The organism is Paenibacillus sp. OK076, from assembly GCF_900110055.1.
Lineage (GTDB): Bacteria > Bacillota > Bacilli > Paenibacillales > Paenibacillaceae > Paenibacillus.
Window position 1 is genome coordinate 4,155,526 of record NZ_FOCH01000001.1, and the last position, 24,222, is coordinate 4,179,747.

Below are 24,222 nucleotides of genomic sequence, written 5' to 3' on the forward strand. Positions count from 1 at the left end.
GTCACCGATGTTTAATTCACTAAAAATCGTGAATTAGTTTTGTTTTTTATCTTCATCCACAACTTCGTAATCAGCGTCTACGACGTTGTCACGTTTTGCAGAACCTTGTTGCTCTTCAGCACCTTGAGCTGCTTGCTCTTGCGCTTGTGCTTGCTCATACAGTTTTACGGACAGTTGTTGAACGATCTCTGTCAGTTCTTCTGTAGCGGCTTTGATGTCTTCCAGATTGTCGGAAGCCAGAACGCCTTGCAGTTTTTCTTTTGCAGCATTCGCTTTTTCAACTTCACCAGCGTCTGCTTTTTCGCCAAGATCTTTGATCGTTTTGTCAACAGAGTAGATCAGTTGATCTGCGCTGTTTTTCGCTTCAACGAGTTCTTTGCGTTTTTTATCTTCTTCCGCATGCAACTCAGCATCTTTCATCATTTGTTCAACTTCAGCATCGCTCAGACCGCTGGAAGAAGTGATGGTGATTTTTTGAGTTTTGTTTGTACCTTTGTCTGTTGCAGATACATTAACGATACCGTTGGCATCAATATCGAAGCTAACTTCGATTTGTGGCACGCCACGTGGAGCTGGAGGAATATCTCCCAGCATGAAGCGACCGAGGGACTTGTTACCCGCTGCCATCTCGCGCTCACCTTGCAGAACGTGAATCTCAACGCTTGGTTGGTTGTCTGCATAAGTGGAGAATACTTGGGATTTGCTTGTAGGGATCGTTGTGTTGCGCTCGATCATCTTAGTGAATACGCCACCCGCAGTTTCAATACCCAAGGACAATGGAGTTACGTCAAGTAATACAACGTCTTTCACATCACCTGTCAGTACGCCCGCTTGTACAGCAGCACCCAAAGCTACAACTTCATCCGGGTTAACACCTTTGTGAGGCTCTTTACCTGTCAGTTTTTTGATGGCTTCCTGTACTGCAGGAATACGTGTGGAACCACCAACCAAGACGATCTTGTCGATATCGTTAGCTGTCATTCCAGCATCGCTCAGTGCACGACGAGTTGGTTCAAGCGTACGCTCAACCAGACCAGCAGAGATCTCTTCGAATTTCGCACGGCTAAGGTTCAACTCCAAATGTTGAGGAACGCCATCAGCCACAGTAATAAACGGCAGGGAAATAGTTGTGGTCAATACGCCGGAAAGTTCTTTTTTCGCTTTTTCCGCTGCATCTTTCAAACGTTGAACCGCTGCTTTATCTTTGCTCAGGTCAATGCCTTGATCTTTTTTGAACTCACTTACGAGATAATCAATAATTACTTGGTCGAAGTCATCGCCACCCAGTTGGTTATCACCACTCGTTGCTTTAACTTCGAAGAAGCCGTCACCCAGTTCAAGGATGGATACGTCGAATGTACCGCCACCCAAGTCATATACGAGAATCGTTTGGTCTTCGGATTTCTCCATACCGTATGCCAAAGCTGCTGCTGTTGGCTCGTTGACGATACGCAGAACTTCCAGACCTGCGATTTTACCTGCATCCTTTGTTGCTTGACGCTGGCTGTCATTGAAGTAGGCTGGTACTGTGATAACCGCTTGAGTTACCGTTTGTCCCAGATAAGCTTCAGCATCGGATTTCAGTTTTTGCAGGATGATTGCAGAGATCTCTTGTGGAGAGTAGTCTTTGCTATCGATTGTTTCTTTGTGGGATGTACCCATATGACGTTTGATTGAGATGATCGTACGATCCGGATTTGTGATCGCTTGACGTTTAGCCGTTTCACCGACAACGCGTTCTCCATCTTTTTTGAAACCCACTACGGATGGGGTTGTACGTGCACCTTCCGGATTTGGAATAACGACAGCCTCGCCGCCTTCCATAACCGCTACGCATGAGTTTGTTGTTCCTAAGTCAATACCGATTACTTTGCTCATCGGAAAATTTCCTCCCTCGACAATTTAAATGGATCAGATTGATCCTTATTTTGTATTTGTTGTTCCTAATCGTGCTCTATGTGTGTACTAACCTTTATATTAAACTTCGGTGGCATCGTACAATCAAGAGTGAACTCAATTCATTCTGTAATCGAAATTATGAGCTAACTTTGACCATAGCCGGACGAAGTACTTTATCCTTCAGCATGTAGCCTTTTTGGACTTCCTCGACAACGGTACCCTCTTCATACTCGTCGCTCTCCACAGACATAATCGCCTGGTGGAATTCAGGGTTAAACGGTTGTCCTACCGTATCCATTGACGTCAGCCCTTCATTGTTCAGCACAGTTTCCAGCTGACGGAAGATCATTTCGATGCCTTTGGAGAAGGACTCGACCTCTGTACCTTCCGGTACAGTAGCCATGGCACGCTCGAAGTTATCAATAACCGGCACCAATTCGGTGACCAGCTTCATCGAAGCGTATTTCGCCAGTTCTTCTTTTTCTTTCTGTGTACGACGACGGAAGTTATCAAAATCAGCTTGCGCACGGACAAAACGTTGCTGATGTTCCTCAGCTTCCGCCTTCAAACGTGCGATCTCATCTTGCTCCTGATCTGTCATCTCTTCCGCCTGTGCTTCTGCAGCTCCGGCTTCGTTGACAGGCTCCTGCTCCGCTGCTGTAGTGGATTGCTGTTCCTGTTCTTCTGCTGCGAATGATTGCTCCTCTTTCAAGATGTTCACCTCCTTATAAGAATGAAATGCTCTTGGATTCATTCCCGTATCCTTATTTAAAGCGATGCGTTAGCATGGCCGTCAAATCACGGGATAATGTATTTAAAATATGAATGACACGTGCGTAATCCATTCGCGTAGGTCCCAAAATTCCGATGGAGCCCAAAGCCTCTCCATCCAGTGAGTAGGATGCCGTTATCAGGCTGCAATTGGCGAAGGCTTCATGATCATTCTCGGTGCCTATTCGCACCTGAATACCAGATCCACCCTGCACGGGCATCATCAATTTCATGAGTGTTGGTGTCTCATCCAGCAGGTCAAGAATATCTTTTACCTTTTCAATATCTCTAAACTCTGGCTGGGTCAACATATTGGTGGCACCACTAAGGAACAGACGATTGTCATGCTCGTTGTCAAAGGCACTGTTCAGCACCTGCATGACTTCCTCATAACGTGTAATATGCCGTTCCATCTCTTGCCCAAGCTCGGTGTAGAGACGAGATTTTAATTTGTAAATCGGCACGCCGACCAGCTTGCTGTTTAATAAACGAACTACATTCTCCATCTCCGCTACCGAAATTTCGGGTGGAATCTGAACTGTCTTGTTCTCCACCTGACCCGTGTTCGTTACGATGATGGCCACAGCCTCGTTTTCATTAAGCGGAAGCAGTTGAAAATGACGAAGTGACGTGTGAAAAACTTCCGGCCCAAGCAGGATCGAAGTATAATTTGTCATATGAGATAAAATGACTGAGGCATGTTGAATAACTTGTTCCATCACGTTCAGCTTTTCTGCGAAAAATGACTTCAGATCGTCCAGCTCTTGCGGCTCAACCTGATTCCAGGGAACCAAATGATCGACATAATATCGATAGCCTTTGTGTGAAGGAATGCGTCCTGCCGAAGTATGCGGCTGTTCCAGAAAGCCCATATCTTCGAGGTCCGCCATTTCATTACGGATCGTCGCCGGACTGTATCCAACATCTCCCCTTTTGGAAATGCTCCGGGACCCTACGGGCTCAGCTGAACGGATATAGTCATCCACTATAGCGTTCAGAATCATTCGTTGACGCTCTGTTAACATGGTGAGTATTCCCTCCTTCTGACTGTACTGTCCCATGTCGTTAGCACTCCGGTTAGATGAGTGCTAAGCGGTAATACAAAAATACCAAAATGACGTGATCATTGTCAAGTCAGTTTGATGAGTACGCTCATCTATTTATAGTATAGACCAATGTCTCCAAGACATAACAACTTTACTGTACATCTCATGAATTAAAAAGAACCGCAGGTGAGATAGAGTATACTCGGCTCAATCCATACGGTTCATTCATTTATCAGGCTGAAATATTCAACTCTTTCAATACAGCAATCTCATCACAGCAATCCTGCTTGCTGCAATGAATACAATCCGTCCATACCTTTTCCGGGAAAATATCCTTATCCACAACAGCGAAGCCATTTTTCAAGAAAAAAGAGACTTCATAGGTCAACGCCATGACCTTGGGAATTTGCTGTTTCTCCGCTTCCTCTACCAACCGATCCAGCAGCAGTGAGCCAATCCCCATGCCTTTGTGACCTTCGGAGATACCAAGCGATCTGACTTCCACCAGATCATTCCCCAGACGGCAGAGAGATCCACAGCCTACAACCTGACCATTCACTTCCGCTACAACAAAGTGCTCCAGCTGCCGTTGCAGTACTTCCCTTGAACGCGGAAGCATGATCCCACGCTCTGCATAGCCCTTAATCATTTCAAATAATGGTTCAACATCTTCCGGTACGGCTTTTCTGCATATGGCCGACATCCAGCTCTCCCCCTATAAGAAGCTTTCCAGAGGAAAGCCGACTTCGTAGTTGTATAAATCACACGCTCTGTAAAATCAATATGAATAAATATACAACAGAGCGTATAGAATTTCAAGCTACGAATTCAGCGATATAGACCCGATAAACTCGGCAAAAACGTCATTTCCGAACAGGATGCCCTGTTCACTAAGCCGGAAGCCGTCTGGCGTCTTCTCCAGCAGTCCTGCATTCAGCATTTTGCCCAAAGGCTTCGCAAACACTTCCTCCATAGGCTCCCCGAACTGATCGCTAAACCGTGAGGATGAAGCACCTTCCAACATTCTCAACCCAACCATCAGATAATCTTCCATGGCCTCGGCGCGGCTGATCTCAAAATGATCGAGACGCGGCAGACCTCCTTTGGAAGCTTCAACATACGGGTTTATACCTTTTATATTCATATGGCGTTCGCGGCCTACATATCCATGAGCACCTGCACCCAGACCGTAGTAGTCCTCATTGCGCCAGTACGTGATATTGTGACGGCTCTCGAAGCCGGGTTTGGCAAAGTTACTGATCTCGTATTGTCCGTAACCTGCTTCTTTCATTCGCTTCATTAATAGAAGATACATTTGCAACTCGTCGTCTTCATGAGGAAGTGGTAGCTGGTTCTTCTGATACAACGTATGGAAAAGCGTATTCTCTTCCACCTTCAGGCTGTATATGGAGTAATGAGGCAAATCCAGTTCCAGCGCTTTGTCGATACTCTCGTTCAGCATCTCGACAGTCTGGTTTGGCAAACCAAACATCAGGTCTATGGACAAGTTATGCAATCCAGCTGCTCGTGCATTTTCCAAACTGCGGTATACATCATCTGTATTATGAATCCGGCCAATACCTGTTAGCAGATCATTTTGAAAAGCCTGTACACCAAAGCTGACGCGGTTCACTCCGCCTTCTTTCATAACGGCGAGCTTCTCCGCATCTGTTGTGCCCGGGTTAGCTTCCATTGAAAACTCAATATCGTCTGCCCAATTCGGGAAATAGGTCTTAACGGACTTCAGGAATACGGCCATTTCGTCCGGTTTCAGTGCAGTCGGCGTGCCGCCGCCCACAAATATGGTTTTGATTTCTCCCGGCGGATTCGCTTTAACTGTATGTTCCATCTCCCGTTCCAGCGCTTCAAGGTACTGCATAACCGGCTGGTCCTTCAATACGTAGGAGTTAAAATCGCAGTAGAAACATTTATTTGTACAAAAGGGAATGTGAAGATACACCGCTTGGGGTGCACCTGTTTTCCGGCTGTGTGCTGCCAATGTCATGGCAAGGTCCCCCTCTATTTGAAAAAAGGAAAGCCATCCGGCTTCCCTTTCAGCTTGGTTTATTGGTTATTCTGTGTTGTACCTAGTTTGCAAAGCAAACGTCTTTAATCTAGTTTGAATACACACATTCTGTGCTGTACCTCAAAAAATCGTTCATCCTTTCATACACAAATTATTGATGTACCGAAAGGCCTCACTTGACGTTTGCAAGCAAACGTCTTTTTAAACGCATTCTCCGATACACAAAATTTGATGTATTAGGAGATTGCGTTCTTAATCATCAATTTTCAGCACCGCCATGAACGCTTCCTGCGGCACCTCTACGTTACCAACCTGCTTCATCCGCTTCTTACCTTCCTTCTGCTTCTCAAGCAGCTTCCGTTTACGCGAGATGTCACCGCCATAACACTTGGCAAGTACGTTTTTACGCATTGCTTTTACCGTTTCACGAGCTACAACTTTGGTACCCACAGATGCCTGGATCGGCACCTCGAACATTTGCCGTGGAATCAGCTCACGCAGCTTCTCACAGATAATGCGGCCGCGGTTATACGCACGATCACGGTGAACGATGAAGGACAAGGCATCGACTTGCTCACCATTAAGCAAGATATCCATTTTCGCCAGATTGGACTGACGATAACCGGACAGCTCGTAGTCAAAGGATGCATATCCTTTGGTGCTTGATTTCAACTGGTCGAAGAAGTCATATACAATCTCGGACAACGGGATCTCATACGTAATGGTAACCCGAGTTGTGTCCAAATATTCCATATTCACATATTCACCGCGTTTATTCTGACAAAGCTCCATAATAGTACCCACATAATCATTCGGTACGATAATTGAAGCTTTAACATACGGTTCCTCAACAAAATCAATTCTGCCCACCTCAGGATAGTTGGATGGGTTATCAATTTGCATAACTTCACCATTGGTCAACGTCACGTGGTAAATTACGCTTGGTGCCGTTGTGATCAATGGAATGTTGAACTCACGCTCAATCCGTTCCTGGATAACATCCATGTGAAGCAACCCAAGGAATCCGCAACGGAATCCAAAACCGAGTGCACTGGAAGTCTCTGGCTCAAAGCTGAGCGATGCATCGTTCAACTGCAATTTCTCCAACGCTTCACGCAGATCAACATAATCCGATGTTTCAATCGGATAGAGACCGCAGTATACCATTGGATTAATTTTGCGGTAGCCAGGCAAAGGTTCAGGTGTTGGATTTTTGGCATCTGTCACCGTATCCCCGACTTGTGTATCACCTACATGCCGGATACCTGCTACGATAAATCCAACATCACCGACGTTCAGCTCGTCCACGATGGTCATGCGAGGTTTGAACGCTCCAACTTCAATGACTTCAAACGTTTTGCCTGTTGCCATCATTTTGATTTTGGAACCTGATTTAATCTTGCCGTCTACAACACGTACGTAAACAATTACGCCTTTGTACGGGTCATAGTGAGAGTCAAAAATCAGCGCTTTCAAAGGCTGGTCAGGATCACCTTGTGGAGCTGGAACACTTAGCACCACTTGCTCGAGAATTTCTTTGATACCAATTCCCGCTTTGGCTGAAGCCAATACCGCATTACTTGTATCCAATCCAATGACATCTTCCACTTCCTGTTTAACCCGATCCGGGTCAGCACTTGGAAGGTCAATCTTGTTAATTACCGGTAAAATTTCAAGATCATTATCTAATGCCAGGTACACGTTAGCCAGCGTCTGGGCTTCAATACCCTGAGCCGCATCCACAACCAGCAAAGCACCTTCGCATGCAGCAAGGCTGCGTGATACTTCATACGTGAAGTCTACGTGTCCAGGCGTATCAATCAGATTCAACAGATACTCTTCGCCGTCATCGGCTTTGTAAGTCAGCGCTACCGCCTGCAGCTTGATCGTAATTCCACGTTCGCGTTCAAGTTCCATTTGGTCCAATACTTGTTCTTGCATTTCACGTGTAGTTAGCGCACCTGTGTACTCCAAGATCCGGTCCGCAAGTGTTGATTTGCCGTGATCTATATGTGCAATAATTGAAAAGTTACGAATTTTACGTTGTCTTGCCCGAATGTCAGTCATTCCTTACCCCCAGAAACAGCCTAGTGTCAATCACTTCATTATAACAGTTGATGCAGGGTGCATCAATCCCGCGTTGCCTCAACTTTATAATTATCGTCACAATTGCGAACTCCCAAGGGTATATTTTGCCTATATTTCATAGCCTTTTATTCAGCGACTCCGCTAAATAAGGATACTACCCACTTCATTCCGTTATGGGACAGATTTTGAAGAAGACCTGCCGTTTTGTCAGCCAGCACGTCGACCGGCGCTTTGCTCTGCTCTGCGCCAAGCACCTGACTCGGTGACAGAACAGGTACCGCTGGAGGTTCTTTAACCTCCTGTTGTACAGGCGCCGCCTGAACAGACTCGGCAGCCGGTGACACCGGCTCCGTTTTCACCACTGCAGGGTTGCCGGTCGAATCGCCCCTATTAAAGCTGCTGCCTGCTAGCTGCATTCCAAACAGAACACCCAGCAACATTAATACACAGATGGAAAACAATCTTTTGCCGAATCTGGACACATTCCTCGCCTCCTGTTATATCTTCGATTCTTCCATACCAGGAATACTAGCCATTAGCCACCTTGTGATGTTTTTTCCGCACTCGCTTTGTCCACCTTCTGATCATCCCAATACACCTCTGCAATCATGTCAGCGAGTACTTTGGATGTCCGCTCCAGTTCAGCAGCCGTATTGTCGATGCCGCCAATCTCAATCAATATGCTGTTGGGAGAAAGCGTCTGGTTGTATTCGCCATTGTTGGCCCCGCCGCCGTCCTTGCCCCAGACGCCCCGAGATACTCCTGGATATTTCGCTTCCAGCTTTTTATGAATTTTGGCTGCAAAGGCTTCATTCTGCTGCCAGTTTGGATTTTCATGTCCTATAATAAAATATACTTTGGCATAACCCAGATTATTAATGGTTGTCGTTGTTTTGTTATGACGCTGAGAGTCACGGTGGATATCGATGAGATACGTAAGATCGTCATTTTGAGCAAGTGCAGCTTTCACCGTCTGACGGGAGTATTTATAGGAATAATTCCAGTTATAATCCTTGACCTTGGTTGGATAATCTTCTTGCGCATGTTCCACCCCAATCCCCAGCTTCTCCAAACTGTCGGACAAGTAGGTTCCCACTTGAAAAACATTACCAGTCGATTTCCCAGAGGAAGGATTGTCACTCTTCGTGCCCAAGAGAGGATTGTATCCTTCACGTGGATGGGAATGGTAAACAAGAATCGCTTTTTTCCCTGTCGTTGGTTTGCTAGGTTCATCTTTACCGCCACTCTTCGGTGGGGGATCACCCTTTACTTCGCCAACACCCGAATCCTGCGGATCGGATGGATCGGTATCATCCTGACCTGGTGGGATATGCTGCTCACCACCTGATTTCCCTCCGCCTGCCGAGGCCATATCAATGAGTCCAGGACCCGGCTGATAATCTTCTGGAGCTTCAGCTTTTTCATTTCCCGACCCCGGTCGCAGCAGTACGGGTTGATTGGAACCCATGCCAGGCATTTCTCTAGCGATCAGGCTTTTCGGGTCTTGCGGATTCACATTCGTCAGCAGTTGAAATACAAACGAAGTCAGATTTTCACCAGAAAATGCAGATGCTTGTTCCTTCTGAGTTAGATGCGGCATTTCCATGCCGAGCATGTCCACAAAAAAGCTGCTTGATACGGCTCCCGCAAATCCTTTCATAGAAGAAACGGGTGAGCTATTCAAACGCTTCTCTGCCATGCCCCCTAGACCGAGTACAACAAAAAATAAGGCAGATATGATCATAAGCAACAACAACGTACGGCCCATAGCCAGCACGTGCAAACATCTCTTTTTCCATTTACCAATATTCCAGGCCAATATTTTGTTCATTGCTTCTGTCTCCTTCCCTGCTGGACAACGCTTATACTTCAACTCTATGAGCCTGCCAGATTTGATAGAACAGGAAAAAGAAGATTGCACAAAAAAAGAAAGTCCGATAGATTCGGACCTTCTTCAAAGAAGTCTTAAGCATTTAAATTTCAAAAGTTAATTAATGGGTGTAAGCAGCTACATTCTCAGCATTTACCGCATCATGGAGCGCGGCATTTAGACCTGTTGCAATAATATTGGCAATATCTTCGACAAATTCATCGATTTCTTTGGGGGTAACAATCAGATCATGTCCTAGCGGCTCCAGTACCTCTTTTACCAAACTGAGACGGTCATTTTCGCCGATATCGTCCAGCATGCCCATAATCTGCTTCGTTTGATCAGTCTCTTGCCGAAAATGAGTACGCATCATTTCAATAACGTTATTCACGATGGTCGACGCATAACATACAGTAGGCACACCGATGGCAATGCAGGGAACACCCAATATTTCACGTGTCAGTCCTCGTCGCTTGTTTCCAATGCCTGAGCCAGGATGAATGCCGATGTCTGCCACCTGAATCGTTGTATTAACTCGTTCGAGGGAGCGTGAAGCTAGCGCATCAATCGCAATAATTGCATCCGGCTTCGTCCGATCCACAATCGCTTGTACGATGTCACTGGATTCTATGCCCGTTGTACCCAGCACTCCTGGCGCAATGGCACTGACTTCCCGATAACCGGGTGCAACCTGATCCGGTACCAGCTCAAAATACTGACGGGTAACCATCAGATTCTCCACGACAAGTGGCCCAAGTGAATCAGGCGTGACGTTCAGGTTGCCCAAACCGACGATCAGCACCTTGGATGTCTTGTTAATTCCCGCCTTGGCCAAAAAATCTTCCATCTCCCGCGTGAATTCTGCCGCCACCCGTTCTTGAAGATCGGTATCCCCGTTACGAAGCGATGGAACCTCCAAGGTGACATAGTGCCCCTTCACACGTCCAATCGCTGTAGCGGCTGCATCATTAAGTACATCAATACGTGTGATGGTGATTCCGTCTTTCTCTTCCACATCTTCCCGCAGCCCGGGAATCGTCTGTTTCTGCCCGCCCTGAGCCATCTCCTTGGAGTCAATTGCCAAGTCGGTACGAACTGCATAATTTTGCAAATCCAGTGTCATCTGTCCCTGCCTCCCTTACCGCATTTGAGCATATTGTGTGGGAAAATGGTGAGCTTTATGCAGCGCTATCGAACATCATAGGAAAATCTGTTGCAATTTGCATGCCAGCGTGCTAGAATATTTTAAGTTGTGAAACGTTTGTATTCATGCAAATGCCTTACAGGAGGTGAATGTAATGCCAAACATCAAATCCGCTGTTAAACGCGTAAAAACGAGCGACAAGCGCCGCGCACTCAACGCTTCCCAGAAATCTGCACTCCGTACAGCTGTTAAAGCTGCTGATGCTGCTCTGGTAAGTAACGAAGTTGATACTGCAAAAGCTGCGATTCAAGCTGCTTCCAAAAAGCTGGACAAGGCTGTAACTAAAGGTCTGGTTCATAAAAATGCTGCAGCCCGCAAAAAGTCTCGCTTGGCGAAAAAACTGAACGCTCTTTCCGCACAAGCGTAAGAAGCGTTACTTATACGATCTAATGGAAAAATCCTGAACAGCACGAGCTTTCAGGATTTTTTAGTATCTGATTCTATAAGCACTCATTTAAACGAAGCGGCCTCAATTCCGATGATCTCACCATCAACGGAATTGAGGCCGCTTTTTACAGTTATATCTAAGTTACGCACCAAGCCTTAACAAGAAAAGCTCCAGTCCGAGGACCTTATCCACTGCCCCCGTCTTCATCTGATAATCTAGTTCGCTGAGATGACTCAGAATTAGCCTCAAACGATCTGCCTGAAACTTACGCGCCTGTTCACCAGCAATTTTGACAGCATACGGATGCAGACCAAGCTGGCTAGCAATCTGCTGTTGGGAGTAACTCTGCTGTCCTAACTCTTTTACCTGGATCATAATTCGGAATTGACGGGCGATCAACGCTGCAATTTTGATCGGTTCTTCGCGCTGCTTCAGCAATTCATAAAAAAGACTCAAAGCCTTCTCCAGCCTTAAGTTAGCAAGCTCCTCCACCAACGCGAACACATTCTGCTCGGTACTTCGCGCCACCAGTGATTCGATATCCGCGCGTTTGATTGTGCCTCCGTTACCAGCAAACAAACACAACTTGTCCACTTCCGCAGATAACGTCTGCAACCCTGTTCCAGCATAACTCACAAGCGTGTCAGCCGCTCCGGCCTCAAAAGATACATCCCGCTGCTTCGCCAGCTTGACAATCCAACTCAGCAGTTCCTCACTACTTAGCGGAGCGAACGCAAGGACAACGGCTTGTTTCTTGGCTGCCTTGACTAGTTTTTTACGCTCATCCAGCTTATCGCCTTGGGCCAGAAACACAATCGTACTATAATCTGCCGGATTGTCCATATATGTAAGCAGTCGATCAATCTGGTGATCAATTTTGGAATCCTTGCCTGCTGTAAACAAATTTGCATCACGAACGATAATGAGTTTACGTGGAACAAGAAAAGGAACCGTCTCTGCTTCTTCAATGACCACTTCCACAGGTGTCTCAGAGAGGTCATATGGAATGATCGCAAATTCTCGGTGCTCTTCTTCAATAACCTGTTGTTTTAACATATCCGTAAATTGCTGTATCTGGTACTTCTCCGTTCCGTACAGCACATATACCGGAGCCGTTTCTCCATTACGTATTGCCTTTGTCGCACTCTTTACATCCATCACGGTGCCCCCTTATCCCTCTTATCCTACCAGAAAACGTGACAGACAACAAAGGGGCCTTACATCCGGTTAACGGATGAAGGCCCCCTGTCCTACATCTATATAAACGCTGACACCAACAATTCTAGAAAAGGCTGGTGCGCGGTCATACGACGTCAGTTATGCCAACTGAGATAGGACGTTGTTGTTAATTTCAATATATTCTTGATACAACAGAAATGTTCGGCAAGTCTTGAGGTCAAATGTATAATTTACAGCCTATTTAGTAGAATTTCCGCTTGGGGCAGTGGACACATTAAACGATTTCTTCACTGTTGTCCCATCTTGATCTGTTTCGTAATTAAATACGGTGCTATCCTGAGACCAACTCGCAGATTTTAGTGTACCCTCCACATTACGTTGCTCCACCAGATTAAGCACATCCGGGTCAGCGGCAGGCTTAGAGTAGATGCTGATCTGATCGCCGAGCAGCATGACCAGATAGGAGCCATCGGGTGACTTCCATTCTTTTGGAGTTGTGTTGGCAAGGTTACCTGAATCCGTGGCAGCCAATCCCTTATTTCCTCCCGATGCATTCATACCCGTCTCGGAATCAGGACTCGTTACGCCCTCTGTCGGCTCTTCTACCTTAACATCAGGCATATCCTGAGAAGTGAATAATTGCGACTCCTGATTTTCAGAATCCGTTGCTCCGCTCTCAGTAGAACCTGCCGAAGGTCCAGTAGTCGAAGGTCCAGTAGCAGTTTCTGAATCCTGACTTTTTTGCTGATCGGCACTCTTCGTACTATCAGCAGGATTGGAACTGGAAGGAGCGTTTTTCGTTGCATCACTCTTGTTCAATTCTGATCCCGTATCCGGCTGTTTAGGAGTTTGGCCTTCCTTCAGTTCAGGTTCCTGCACCTTCTCTGAACCGTTTTCTTCAGGACCAACCTCTTGAGTCGGTTCATCTTGGGCGGATGGCTGACTTTCCGAATTGTCAACCCACACACTGTTATCGCTCTGTAGAGAGGAGGAAGAATCTTCATTGTTGATCTCTCTGCTCAGTGGATTTTGATCCTCATTCCCGCCTTCTTGAGTACTGCCTGTGCTCATTATCATTTCTGCATTTTCAACCTTCTCTGGCTGATATCCGAAAATGGCAACGCCCAATACAACAGCGGCTGCTGCTGCGCCCATGGACATCCGGCCTGCCATGGAATTCAACCATTTTTGCTTCGGTTTCCGCTCACTTGAACGCTGTAAATTCTCAAATGCAGCAGGGACAGGACTCATTTCCTGTATTGTACTGCTTTGTTCTCTTTTCGCTTCGTCGATTGCATCCAGCTGCGGCATAATGGCATCAACCAGACTGAATCTTGGGGTCACCTGCGGCAAATCTTCCAGTTCTCTGGAGAGAGCTCTGAGCAAACTAAAATTTTCGGCGCACTCCGCGCATTGGGCCACATGCTGTAGCATCTGCGCAGTTTCCGCCTCACCCAGATCATGATCCAGATACCGGTGCATCCATTCCACCACCTCTTCGCATTTCATCCTGTCACACCACCTTTCTGATACTCCTGTAGTAGATTCTGTAATTGCTGTCTGGCTCTAAATAAATAAGATTTAACCGTATTCAACGGAAGATCGAGGCAATCCGCAATTTCGTTATAGGATAAGTCCTGCAAATATCTTAGAACAATAACGGTACGATGATGCTCAGGCAGTTTGTTAATGGCATCCTGAATATCCTTTGCCACATATGTGGACATCACTTCGAATTCTACATCTTGATTGTCCTGAAAAACCATATCATGCTCGTCAATGGAGACGGAGGGCTTGGTTCTTCTGAATTTGTCAATACAGATATTCGTGACGATGCGCTGAACCCATGTCTTAAACTGGGCCTTTTCCTCATATGAATTAATCTTGGTGTAAATTCGGATCAACGCTTCCTGAGCAGCATCCAAAGCGTCCTGTTCATTATTTAGAATGTAATATGCGGTCCGATAAACATGCTGTTCAATGTCCCGCAATAGGGTAATTAGAGCGTCGCGATCGCCCGATTGAGCGGCTCTGATGAGTTCCGGCTCTACCACAAAGGATCCCCCTCTCCCTGCAACCTTACAGACGTGACCATCAATAAAATTGTTGCAAAGTTAAGTATTTTTTTTATTGCCATAACAAAATAACGGCTTATGTATTTGGGGCCGCTGAAATCTTCTCTTAGAATAACAGAAATTGCATAACGAGTCATCAAGCCTGCTCAAAAGTCATTCCAGTACTTACACGACTCAATTTAATGACAATGGCATACATTATAGCTAACAACACTTATAGCATTGAAAATGAAAAAGTTCAAATTTTGTACAAATTTAAGCTCATTTTAATGTAATTTTCATGAAAACAGTGTATTGTAAATTTACATTCATAACACGAGGTGATGAGCATGCCAGCTCTTGCAAAAATTCAAGCGTTAAAAGAACAAATGCCCAAAGAATATCAAAGCATATCCCATTTTGTGGAACATGCGTTGCAGTCTATTGATACCCTGGTTGAGGAACACCGGAAATACACCGCTGCACAGGCATTATACGGCGATAAAATCGTCGGATCGGAAGAACGCTTGTACAGAGAAACCGTGCTTGATGTACGAGCACAGCTCTTGCTGACGCTTGAGAAAACTGTAGAAGATCTGTTGCACAAAGGCGACAAACACTGGAGTAAACACTTCAAAGATGGCGTCGAATAATTCGTTGTTATAAGTCATTCCAAAATCAGCCCGCTTTCCGGTATTCTCCCCGAGGAGTATCCGGAAAGCGGGCTTTTGGTTTCATTCTACGAGCAAATGATGTACTACATACAGGAATGAATAAACCTCAATAAACTTGATTTTAACCAAGTGGTCTATTTCAGTTTCAAACAATTTCTATTTAACACAGTGAAAAATAAACGACTTATTTTTTGAATTGGCTTGTTTAAACTCCCAATCACCATACGTTTCAATTTGTGTAAAACCTGTTGATTTTAGCGATGTATTGAATTCTTCTTGATTTCTAAACCTAAGCTGCATTTTTTCACGAATCAGAATTTTATCTTTTTTTGTATGTTTTACAATTTCATAGAAAGTGTACACGTCTCCCTCAAACCCGTCATATTCCGTATAAATTTCTAGAGAATCTCCGCTTAGCCTATCTTTAGCTAAGTCAGGAGTTTTGTCCATCTCCCACTCTTTCCATACTTTTGCCAAAGGGTTTCTTGTATCAAAAATAAAGTGACCTCCGACTTTCAGGGATCGAAATACATCTGAAATTGTTTGCTTCCAACTGTCATCTGTAAGAAATACCTGTGCCACATTGGCTGTCATGATTACCACGTCATAAGTATTCGATTGTAAATCAGCACTGTCACCTACCATCCATTTCACATTCCCTGGAGTGCCTTTACTTCTTGCCACATTGATTGCTTCTTCATTAGGATCTATAGCTGTAATTTTATAACCGTTCTCAGCAAGATGAATAGTCCACCTTCCTGTTCCACAGCCTAGGTCAGCTATAAATTCTACATTTAATTTCTTTAGCAAAGCTAAGAAGAATTCATCGTCTCTTCCCCAATGGTTAATTTGGTCATACACTAACGGAATCATATATAATATCTACCCGCTTTCTAATAGCTTTTACAGTTTTGGCTGGATATCAACGTATTGGACTCCATCCTAACGCGCTTATGCTAATCCTGTTTTCCCAAACTATTTTAGCGCGTAGAACGGTTGGAAAGTTTCGTAATTCTTATTACAATCTATCATATATTAAAAACCAATAGAAGTTAGAGAAGTGGTGGCGACCACTGCATGGTACGATAACTCATGAATCATCCCTAACCAACTTATAGCGCACATCAATCTCCCCATCCTTGATCTTCATCTGAATTTCCCCCATTTGATCTGTTCGATAGATCTCTGTACCCGAATCTACAAGACGATCAAGCACCCCAGGATTGGGATGTCCATATGTATTGTTGGCCCCAGCAGATATCACGGATGCTGATGCATTCCAGTACTGTAACCAAGCTTCCGTTGACGATGTTTTGCTACCGTGGTGTGCAACTTTTAATACATCTATGGTGACAGGAACCTCCTCATGATTCAACCCCGAGTGACGTGTGAACATCTCCTGAACATAAACATCTGCTAATGCAGTATCTGCATCGTACTGTCCAAACGAGGCTGCAAGCGATCCATCCTGAATCATAAAGAGCAGATCCTGCTCGGCTGCAGCATCCATGTCTCCCGTGAACAATAATGAGGCACCTGCCATTTCCAGCAAAAAGACAACCGAATCATGATTCTGATGTTCCGAGACGGGCAATCTTTCTCCTGTATCCATCGCTTTCTCCAGATCCGGATATATAAAATGCAGTCTGGTTTCTCCATCCGGAGCGTAGGACATCCCTTGCCGGATGGCATATATCGGAATCTGCTTGTCTATAACGGTATCCAGCAATTTCTCGAAATTAGCTGTACCGCTGGTTGTCCCATTGAACATGAATCGTTCCACCGGAATCTGTTCGAGCACGGCCTGTAATCCCCCAGCATGATCCTGATCGGCATGGGTTACGATTACGGCGTCCAGCCGATGAATGCCCCGCTTTTTTAATAAAGGAACGACCACCTTGGCCCCTACTTCGTATGGATCACGCCGTGTCTTCCAGGATTGTTCAGACTTCCCGAACTGGACCGTACCTCCACCATCGACCAAAATATGTTTACCCTCAGGTGTTGTAATTAGAGTACTGTCCCCTTGTCCGATATCCAAAAACTGCACCACTCCGGTCCCCGCAGGCTGCGGTGTCTGGTACGCCCACCGTAATCCCACCACAAAGCTGAGAGCCAGCAGCGCACACATCCATTTGTGGAAAACGTTCATCCGTTCACCAGAGTAAAAACCCGCCCCTCGCGCAGCAAATGCACTTGTATACTCCGGCCAGGCAATACTTGCACTTAATGTTGTCATCGAACCAGGACCAGCCTCACGTCCACCTTTGTTTAATCCTTGTGAAGATACATTAGACAATCCAGACAGCCCCAGAGCCGCTTTAGGCGTTCCCCCAACATATCGGCGATCCAGGGGAGCCGTATCCTCTTCTGTGCCCAGAACTACAGGCTGGTCACCTCGCCCGCGATAAAGAATCCGCAAAAGTGCATAGAGAACGACATAATATGCTGCAATCCACAGTAGCGATGGGGTAGCCCAGATCAGCACAAAACCAGGCAAACTATTCATCCACTCCACACTTACAAAGGTCAATTTGTTCAGCATAATAGCAATCCACGCCAATGGTTTGGCCAGAGGCATCCAAATAAACGATAAAATCAGGGCAACCGTTCCGAGAGGAAGTACAATGGCACTGATCAAAGATACAAGCAGGAAGTTTGCGACAAATGAAAGCAGTGAAAACTGGTTGAAATACAGAATCGTGACCGGAAAAGAAATGAGCTGTGCTGTTACCGTCACAGAAACTGTTGCTGCAAGGCCCTTGGGCCAACTGCTAAATATCCGATTAATCAGAGGCATGTAAATCATCAGTCCAGCTGTTACAAGAAAAGATAGCTGAAAGCTCACGCTTAATAAAAAATACGGGTTCCACCACATCATCAACAACGCTGCTGCACTGATCATCTGCAATCCATCCCTCGCAAGCCCGCGCCGCGCCATATACAAACCAATCATCGACATGATACCCGCACGAATGACCGATGGCGAACCGCCAGACAACAGTACATATGCAGGTATTAGCAGCAACACAATGGTGAGCGAGGTTTCTCGGGTTAACCTAAGCCAGGATAAAAGGAGCAGCAGCGATGCCACATACACTGCAACATGTGTTCCGGAGATCGCCAATATATGAGTTAAACCAAGCTGTGAAAATTGTCCATATGTATCCGGATCGATATCATTAGCCATACCGATAATCAGACCCTTCATGTAGCCCGCATGAGGTTCGGGAAATATCTGTTCTACCGCTGCGCCAAGCTTATGCCTAAAGATGTCATTCCACCGAAGGATATTGAGTTTCCCCAGCCCTTCAGGCGGAACGGTGGTTACTGAACTGGCCCCTTTCACTTTAAACAACCAATGGATATGAAGAGTCCTTAAGTAATTTCGATAGTCAAACCCACCAAAATTTCTGGCTTCGCCAGGAAGCGCAAGCGCACCCGTTAACGCGATCGAATCTCCTCGCTTCCACCCCGCTGCTACTTGCTGTTCTTCTTCCTCAGCCAGGCGAACTTGGACCATTAGACGTTCTCTCAAGTTAGGCGCAGTTCGCGCTTCCGACGCCGGTGCCAGTGATGCATCGGATAGTGGATGCATCGACGTGACCTGCATTTCAAAATCGGCCCGATCCCCATCTATGCGTACATCCGACATAAGGGTTCCTTCAAATGTAGCTGCATAACCGTCCAAATCCTCGGCAGCCATATGTGTGATATCGGGCAGACTGCTCCGATTCCGCGCATCATTCCATTCCCAGTGCACAGCACCGCCAACGAGTGCTCCAATCAGTAACAAAATGGACCAACCACGTAAATCAATCCATCGTAATAAAAGTGGTAGACAAACGAATGCCCCAATCAGTCCCACGATCAAGGACCAACCCGATAAGGCACATGCCATCCCGCTACCGCATATCCAGCAGACGGTAAATACCAGTAAAGGTCTGCCTTTCATGTTCTTCCCCTCCTTTGCATCACCCGTATGAACGCAGAAAAACCCCCGGCAGCTGATCCAGCAACCGGAGGTTCTTCCCCGCAAATTTGAATTTTATATTGGTTCTAGTCACTTACTGTCATCATCGTCTCCCGCGGAGGCTGGTAGTTTTCCAGCCGACGAAACGTAATGCCTTTTTGCTTCATCATGTTGGTCACCTTGCCTGTATCCTTGGGATACGGGCGATGAAACACGATTTCTGTAATACCGCTATTCGCAAGCATATTGGAGCAAGTCCAGCAAGGTTCATCCGTGACATATACAGAAGAGCCTTCGCGGTCAATCCGATCGGTGAACAAAAGCAAATTCTGCTCCGCATGAATGGTACGAATGCAGCGTTGCTTTTTGACCATTTCCTCCTGGCCGTCGGTTACCACCAGCTCGTATTCTTCCGAGATCATGCATCCTGCTTCGGAGCAGTCCGGAACCCCCATAGGCGCACCGTTATAGGCTGTCCCAAGCAGCTTCTTCCCCTGCACAAGTACAGCGCCAACATGACGGCGTGAACAGCGGGAACGGGTAGAGACCATATATGCGATGTCCATGAAATACGTATCCCAGTCTTTGCGTACTTCTGCTGTGCTCATAACCGTTTCCCTCCCATCGGATACAAGTTGAACCCATCCTTCGTTCTTATGTCATTTCCAATTCAACTTATATCCTAATCTTTAATATTGCGTGATTACCTGATCTGCACATAAGGAGCCATTTTCTCCAGCATCTTCATTCCGATTCCTTTCACTTTGGTCAGATCGCTGACTTTGGTAAAAGGACCATGGGAATTACGATAATCAATAATGGCTTGCGCCTTTTTCTCCCCGATTCCAGGAAGGTCCATCAGCTTCGCTGCCGGAGCTGTATTGACATCAATTTTGCCATTGTCGACTGCTTCATTGCTCACCAACACTTGGTTATTGTCAGGTGAAACCACCGTTGCCTCTGATTTCGTTTGAGTTCCAACTGTAGAAGCGTCAGTTTGCTTGCCAGCAGCTGTCTGATCAGCCACTTTCCCTCCTGTGTCATCAACCCGATTAGTCTCTACAGGGGCCTCTGCTGTTGACGGTCGCTGGTCTGCATCGGAAGCCTTCGTTTGTTCCTGAACCAAAGTAGCCGACTGTACAGCAGGGGTTTCCTGCTCTATCGTCGGCTTCTCGGTGGCGAGCTGCATAGGTTCCCAGCCAGAAGGCGGCTGTTCACTTTTGCCCGACCATAATATTAGTATACATCCGACCACCGCAGCAGCAATGGTCATCCCCTTGTTCCATCTCATCTCTTCCACACCTCTCCCTGGATTCAAAAAAAATCTATTCTGAACACGGGCGGTGCTTCCGAACCGTTGGACTTGCCTGGTAAACCAAGCTGTACTATTTTCATGTCATGTGAAGCAGGTCCTGACGCATACACTAGAGGGAAAGAACTGCGCCATTACCGTAAAGCATGAAAGGAGGCCTGAACAATGAAGGTTGGATTTATCGGAACCGGCAGCATGGGCAGCCTGCTGATCTATGCCTTGATTCAATCCGGTGCACTTGAGCCACGGCAGATCGCCGCCAGCAATAGAACCCCTTCCAAAGTACGGCAGTTATCCCTCCGTTACCCCGGTCTGCACGAATCACAGAGCAACCGGGAAACCGTCATCCGCAGCAATATCATCTTTTTGTGCGTGAAGCCACTTGAATTCAAACATGTCATTGACGACATCCTGCCTGTCGTGAATCCCAATCATATAATCGTCTCGATCACCAGTCCCGTGCAGCTGCGCCATCTGGAATCTTCACTTCCTTGCAAAGTCTCCAAAGTTATCCCCAGCGTTACGCACCAGGTCGGCAGCGGAGCGTCCCTGTGTATTCACGGTGAGCGAATGACTAACGAAGACCGCGCTGTGCTGGAAGGGCTGCTCAGTCATATCGGCAGACCCTATCAAGTGGATGAAGCCTGTACCCGGATCACATCCGACTTCTCCAGCTGCGGACCTGCATTCATATCGTTCTTTCTGGAGCAATGGATTGAGAGTGCCGTCAAGCTAACTGATATCAAACGAGCCGACGCCTGCGCTCTTGCCGGCGAGATGCTCCTGGGAACAGGCAAGCTGCTCACCGAAGGAGGATACACCCCGCAAGAACTTCAGGCTCGCGTGGCTGTACCTGGCGGCATCACCGCACAGGCACTTGCCCTGCTAAGGGTGAATCTGAATGGTGTTTTTGACAGTCTGATCCAGACGACTCATGACAAATATGATGAAGATTTGTTGAAGCTGGATGAATTATTCAAAGCCGGTGAGATTAACCGGCAACAATATTAACGAGTTTGCCTGGAACGGCAATGACCTTGCGAATGGTCTTGCCTTCCAGTGCCTGTTTCACAGGTGCCAGTTCCATTGTAAAGTCCTGCATGCCCTGTGCGTCCAGATCCTTCGCGATCGTAGCACGGGTTACAATTTTGCCGTTCACTTGAACAACAATTTCCACTTCGGCGTCCACCGTCATGGACTCATCATACTCCGGCCAAGCTACATAAGAGATTCCACCTTCATGACCGAGACGGCTCCACAGTTCCTCCGCCATATGCGGTGCCAGCGGTGACAACAGCTGTACAAAGTTCTCCATGGCTTCACGCGGCAGCGTATCTGCTTTGTATGCATCGTTGATGAAAATCATCAACTGGCTGATCGCTGTGTTGAAACGCAGATGTTCCAGATCCTCTGTAACTTTTTTGATTGTCTTGTGTGCAGTGCGCTTGAACTCATCGGTTCCACCATCTGCTGTGATCTTGTCGTTGATTGCACCTGTATCTTCATTGATGAACAGACGCCATACACGTGACAGGAAGCGGTGCATACCTTCAACCCCGTTAGCGTTCCACGGTTTTGTAGCCTCCAAAGGCCCCATGAACATTTCGTACAGACGCAATGTATCCGCACCGAATTCATTGACGATCTCATCCGGGTTAATAACATTACCACGGGATTTACTCATCTTCTCATTGTTGGTTCCCAGGATCATACCTTGGTTGACCAGTTTGTGGAACGGCTCTTTGGTATGCACCACACCCAGATCATACAGCACTTTATGCCAGAAACGAGCGTACAGCAAGTGAAGCACCGCGTGCTCTGCTCCCCCGATGTACAGATCAACCGGCAGCCACTGCTGCTGTTTCTCTTGAGAGATCAGTTCCTTGTCATTGTGTGGATCGATAAAGCGCAGATAATACCAGCAGCTACCGGCCCATTGTGGCATTGTGTTCGTCTCGCGACGAGCTTTCATTCCCGTTTCCGGATCTACCGTGTTCACCCATTCTGTAACATTCGCCAGTGGTGATTCGCCCGTGCCCGAAGGTTTGATCTGGTCAATATCCGGCAGCAGCAAAGGCAGTTGATCTTCCGGCACCGTCTTCATCGTCCCATCTTCCAGATGCAGAATCGGGATTGGCTCACCCCAGTAACGCTGACGGCTGAACAACCAGTCACGCAGACGGTAGGTCGTTTTGCCTTGTCCCTTTCCGTTCTCTTCCAACCAGGCAATCATCTTCGCAATCGCTTCTTCGTTGTTCAATCCGTTCAGGAAATCAGAGTTCACATGTGGTCCGTCTCCGGAATACGCTTCTTGTGTCACGTCGCCACCCTGTACAACCTCGATGATGTCCAGACCAAACTGTTTCGCAAACTCCCAGTCACGAGCGTCATGTCCCGGAACAGCCATGATCGCCCCTGTGCCGTATCCAGCCAGAACATAATCGGCGATCCAGATAGGCACCTTCGCTCCGTTTACCGGATTGATTGCATAAGTTCCTGTGAACACACCCGTTTTGTCTTTAGCCAAATCGGTGCGTTCCAGATCGCTTTTACGAGCAGCCTGTTCCTGATATGCCTTGATTGCTTCACGCTGTTCAGCCGTTGTAATGACTTCCACCAGCTCATGCTCAGGTGCCAATACAGCATAACTTGCGCCAAACAAAGTATCTGCACGTGTCGTAAACACTTTAATAACTTCTTCATGACCCTCAATGGCAAAAGTAACTTCCGCCCCGGTTGATTTACCGATCCAGTTGCGCTGCATATCCTTGATACTTTCCGACCAGTCCAGCTCTTCCAGGTCTTCCAGCAAACGCTCTGCATATTCCGTAATTCTTAATACCCATTGGCGCATCGGTTTACGAACGACCGGATGTCCACCACGCTCACTCTTACCGTCGATAACTTCTTCGTTCGCCAGTACCGTACCCAAAGCTTCGCACCAGTTCACAGGTACTTCATCTACGTAAGCCAGGCCTTTATTGTACAATTGGATGAAGATCCATTGCGTCCATTTGTAGTAGTCAGGGTCTGTTGTACTGATCTCCCGATCCCAGTCATAAGAGAAACCGAGTGATTTGATCTGGCGACGGAAATTGTCAATATTGCGGAAGGTAATATGTCGTGGATGCTCACCAGTATCCAATGCATGCTGCTCAGCAGGCAGGCCGAAAGCGTCCCAACCCATTGGATGCAATACATTGAAGCCGCGCATACGTTTGAAACGGGATACGATATCCGTTGCCGTGTATCCTTCCGGGTGACCTACGTGCAGGCCTGAGCCAGATGGATACGGAAACATATCCAGGGCATAAAACTTCGGTTTAGCCGGGTCCTCACCCGTTTTAAACGTTTTATTGTCATCCCAGTATTGCTGCCAGCTTTTCTCCATGACTTGTGGCTTGTAGCCGTGTTTCGGCTGTTGATTCTCACTCATCTATTGTTCCTCCTCTGGTTATTCGCATTTATTGCAACAAAAAAACCTCAGCATCCCGTAGCGTTTGCAGCGCTAGGGACGAGAGGTTGAATTCCCGTGGTACCACCCTAGTTAGCGGACGATCGTGCTTCGTCATCCACTCCCTTTGGACCTGTAACGGCGGTTAACCGATGCGGATTTCCATTCCTGATCCCGAGTATTACTTCAGTCGGTTGCAAGATGGTGTAATCACCGCATTTCTCCAAGGCGAGTTCGTGAAATACTGTCAACCGACTTGCACCAACCGCCGGCTCTCTGTCATG

The 24,222-nt window shown here is 46.8% G+C and carries 20 protein-coding genes and 1 other annotated feature (1 of these 21 only partly in view); of the genes, 3 read left to right on the forward strand and 17 right to left on the reverse strand.

The annotated features are described in order from the left end of the window. Positions 1 to 33: 33 nt before the first annotated feature. The 9 genes from dnaK to gpr form a co-directional block, all read right to left on the reverse strand. Positions 34 to 1,878 (reverse strand): molecular chaperone DnaK, encoded by a 1,845-nt coding sequence (dnaK, locus tag BMY78_RS18615; RefSeq protein WP_079349668.1) that lies wholly within the window; start codon positions 1,876 to 1,878, stop codon positions 34 to 36. 157 nt (positions 1,879 to 2,035) lie between these two features. After that, positions 2,036 to 2,611: a nucleotide exchange factor GrpE gene (grpE, locus tag BMY78_RS18620; protein ID WP_090901672.1), complete on the reverse strand. Its 576-nt coding sequence runs from the start codon at positions 2,609 to 2,611 to the stop codon at positions 2,036 to 2,038. Between the two features lie 52 nt (positions 2,612 to 2,663). After that, complete coding sequence (gene hrcA, locus BMY78_RS18625; protein ID WP_090901675.1) at positions 2,664 to 3,695, reverse strand: heat-inducible transcriptional repressor HrcA; 1,032 nt, start codon at positions 3,693 to 3,695, stop codon at positions 2,664 to 2,666. A 253-nt stretch (positions 3,696 to 3,948) separates the two neighbouring features. Further along, positions 3,949 to 4,419: an N-acetyltransferase gene (locus BMY78_RS18630; protein ID WP_090901678.1), complete on the reverse strand. Its 471-nt coding sequence runs from the start codon at positions 4,417 to 4,419 to the stop codon at positions 3,949 to 3,951. Between the two features lie 117 nt (positions 4,420 to 4,536). Then, positions 4,537 to 5,721, reverse strand: a complete 1,185-nt coding sequence (hemW, locus tag BMY78_RS18635) for a radical SAM family heme chaperone HemW (protein ID WP_024628499.1) — start codon at positions 5,719 to 5,721, stop codon at positions 4,537 to 4,539. Between the two features lie 273 nt (positions 5,722 to 5,994). Continuing rightward, positions 5,995 to 7,809: a translation elongation factor 4 gene (lepA, locus tag BMY78_RS18640; protein ID WP_090901681.1), complete on the reverse strand. Its 1,815-nt coding sequence runs from the start codon at positions 7,807 to 7,809 to the stop codon at positions 5,995 to 5,997. A 146-nt stretch (positions 7,810 to 7,955) separates the two neighbouring features. Beyond that, positions 7,956 to 8,312 (reverse strand): DUF3679 domain-containing protein, encoded by a 357-nt coding sequence (locus BMY78_RS18645; protein WP_090901684.1) that lies wholly within the window; start codon positions 8,310 to 8,312, stop codon positions 7,956 to 7,958. A gap of 53 nt (positions 8,313 to 8,365) precedes the next feature. After that, complete coding sequence (locus BMY78_RS18650; RefSeq protein ID WP_090901688.1) at positions 8,366 to 9,661, reverse strand: stage II sporulation protein P; 1,296 nt, start codon at positions 9,659 to 9,661, stop codon at positions 8,366 to 8,368. Positions 9,662 to 9,821: 160 nt separating this feature from the next. Next, positions 9,822 to 10,823, reverse strand: a complete 1,002-nt coding sequence (gpr, locus tag BMY78_RS18655) for a GPR endopeptidase (RefSeq protein WP_090901691.1) — start codon at positions 10,821 to 10,823, stop codon at positions 9,822 to 9,824. 175 nt (positions 10,824 to 10,998) lie between these two features. Between gpr and rpsT the strand changes: the two genes are divergently transcribed. Then, positions 10,999 to 11,271 carry a 30S ribosomal protein S20 gene (gene rpsT, locus BMY78_RS18660; RefSeq protein WP_024628504.1) on the forward strand — a complete coding sequence of 91 codons (273 nt, stop codon included), beginning with the start codon at positions 10,999 to 11,001 and terminating at the stop codon, positions 11,269 to 11,271. A 162-nt stretch (positions 11,272 to 11,433) separates the two neighbouring features. Here the strand turns inward: rpsT and holA are convergent, their stop codons facing one another. The 3 genes from holA to BMY78_RS18675 all read right to left on the reverse strand — a co-directional run bounded on the left by holA (position 11,434) and on the right by BMY78_RS18675 (position 14,525). Further along, positions 11,434 to 12,450 carry a DNA polymerase III subunit delta gene (gene holA / locus BMY78_RS18665; RefSeq protein ID WP_090901694.1) on the reverse strand — a complete coding sequence of 339 codons (1,017 nt, stop codon included), beginning with the start codon at positions 12,448 to 12,450 and terminating at the stop codon, positions 11,434 to 11,436. 258 nt (positions 12,451 to 12,708) lie between these two features. After that, the gene (locus BMY78_RS18670) at positions 12,709 to 13,980 is read right to left on the reverse strand and encodes an anti-sigma factor family protein (RefSeq protein ID WP_090901697.1); all 1,272 of its coding nucleotides are present in this window, start codon (positions 13,978 to 13,980) and stop codon (positions 12,709 to 12,711) included. Next, a complete protein-coding gene (locus tag BMY78_RS18675) occupies positions 13,977 to 14,525 on the reverse strand; it encodes an RNA polymerase sigma factor (RefSeq protein WP_024628507.1) in 549 nt (182 codons plus the stop codon). The genes BMY78_RS18670 and BMY78_RS18675 overlap by 4 nt, the downstream gene beginning before the upstream one ends. A 350-nt stretch (positions 14,526 to 14,875) precedes the next feature. Here BMY78_RS18675 and BMY78_RS18680 point away from each other — a divergent pair, with 350 nt between their 5' ends. Continuing rightward, positions 14,876 to 15,178 carry a hypothetical protein gene (locus tag BMY78_RS18680; RefSeq protein ID WP_053781298.1) on the forward strand — a complete coding sequence of 101 codons (303 nt, stop codon included), beginning with the start codon at positions 14,876 to 14,878 and terminating at the stop codon, positions 15,176 to 15,178. A 177-nt stretch (positions 15,179 to 15,355) separates the two neighbouring features. On the opposite strand, the gene BMY78_RS18685 is transcribed toward BMY78_RS18680, so the two are convergent. The 4 genes from BMY78_RS18685 to BMY78_RS18700 form a co-directional block, all read right to left on the reverse strand. Next, positions 15,356 to 16,072 carry a class I SAM-dependent methyltransferase gene (locus BMY78_RS18685; RefSeq protein WP_090901700.1) on the reverse strand — a complete coding sequence of 239 codons (717 nt, stop codon included), beginning with the start codon at positions 16,070 to 16,072 and terminating at the stop codon, positions 15,356 to 15,358. A 217-nt stretch (positions 16,073 to 16,289) separates the two neighbouring features. Next, positions 16,290 to 19,154, reverse strand: coding sequence for a ComEC/Rec2 family competence protein (locus BMY78_RS18690; protein ID WP_256222182.1), 2,865 nt, complete (start codon positions 19,152 to 19,154; stop codon positions 16,290 to 16,292). A gap of 104 nt (positions 19,155 to 19,258) precedes the next feature. After that, entirely contained in the window at positions 19,259 to 19,780 is a 522-nt protein-coding gene (locus tag BMY78_RS18695; RefSeq protein ID WP_090901703.1) for a deoxycytidylate deaminase, read from the reverse strand. Positions 19,781 to 19,875: 95 nt separating this feature from the next. Then, on the reverse strand, positions 19,876 to 20,463 hold the full coding sequence (locus tag BMY78_RS18700; protein WP_244192761.1) for a ComEA family DNA-binding protein: 588 nt from the start codon (positions 20,461 to 20,463) through the stop codon (positions 19,876 to 19,878). Positions 20,464 to 20,649: 186 nt separating this feature from the next. On the opposite strand from BMY78_RS18700, the gene comER reads away from it, so the two are divergent. Continuing rightward, positions 20,650 to 21,495 (forward strand): late competence protein ComER, encoded by an 846-nt coding sequence (comER, locus tag BMY78_RS18705; protein WP_090901707.1) that lies wholly within the window; start codon positions 20,650 to 20,652, stop codon positions 21,493 to 21,495. Here the strand turns inward: comER and leuS are convergent. After that, positions 21,476 to 23,920, reverse strand: a complete 2,445-nt coding sequence (gene leuS, locus BMY78_RS18710; RefSeq protein WP_090901710.1) for a leucine--tRNA ligase — start codon at positions 23,918 to 23,920, stop codon at positions 21,476 to 21,478. The genes comER and leuS overlap by 20 nt on opposite strands. Before the next feature lie 71 nt (positions 23,921 to 23,991). Next, positions 23,992 to 24,222 (reverse strand) — a binding site (T-box leader) (it continues 37 nt past the right edge of the window).

Coding starts and splice junctions, on each gene's coding strand:
- dnaK (WP_079349668.1), bottom strand. CDS start 1,878: ATGAGCAAAGTAATCGGTATTGACTTAGGAACAACAAACTCATGCGTA.
- hrcA (WP_090901675.1), bottom strand. CDS start 3,695: ATGTTAACAGAGCGTCAACGAATGATTCTGAACGCTATAGTGGATGAC.
- BMY78_RS18630 (WP_090901678.1), bottom strand. CDS start 4,419: ATGTCGGCCATATGCAGAAAAGCCGTACCGGAAGATGTTGAACCATTA.
- hemW (WP_024628499.1), bottom strand. CDS start 5,721: ATGACATTGGCAGCACACAGCCGGAAAACAGGTGCACCCCAAGCGGTG.
- lepA (WP_090901681.1), bottom strand. CDS start 7,809: ATGACTGACATTCGGGCAAGACAACGTAAAATTCGTAACTTTTCAATT.
- BMY78_RS18650 (WP_090901688.1), bottom strand. CDS start 9,661: ATGAACAAAATATTGGCCTGGAATATTGGTAAATGGAAAAAGAGATGT.
- gpr (WP_090901691.1), bottom strand. CDS start 10,823: ATGACACTGGATTTGCAAAATTATGCAGTTCGTACCGACTTGGCAATT.
- rpsT (WP_024628504.1), top strand. CDS start 10,999: ATGCCAAACATCAAATCCGCTGTTAAACGCGTAAAAACGAGCGACAAG.
- holA (WP_090901694.1), bottom strand. CDS start 12,450: ATGGATGTAAAGAGTGCGACAAAGGCAATACGTAATGGAGAAACGGCT.
- BMY78_RS18670 (WP_090901697.1), bottom strand. CDS start 13,980: ATGAAATGCGAAGAGGTGGTGGAATGGATGCACCGGTATCTGGATCAT.
- BMY78_RS18680 (WP_053781298.1), top strand. CDS start 14,876: ATGCCAGCTCTTGCAAAAATTCAAGCGTTAAAAGAACAAATGCCCAAA.
- BMY78_RS18685 (WP_090901700.1), bottom strand. CDS start 16,072: ATGATTCCGTTAGTGTATGACCAAATTAACCATTGGGGAAGAGACGAT.
- BMY78_RS18690 (WP_256222182.1), bottom strand. CDS start 19,154: ATGAAAGGCAGACCTTTACTGGTATTTACCGTCTGCTGGATATGCGGT.
- BMY78_RS18695 (WP_090901703.1), bottom strand. CDS start 19,780: ATGAGCACAGCAGAAGTACGCAAAGACTGGGATACGTATTTCATGGAC.
- BMY78_RS18700 (WP_244192761.1), bottom strand. CDS start 20,463: ATGAGATGGAACAAGGGGATGACCATTGCTGCTGCGGTGGTCGGATGT.
- comER (WP_090901707.1), top strand. CDS start 20,650: ATGAAGGTTGGATTTATCGGAACCGGCAGCATGGGCAGCCTGCTGATC.
- leuS (WP_090901710.1), bottom strand. CDS start 23,920: ATGAGTGAGAATCAACAGCCGAAACACGGCTACAAGCCACAAGTCATG.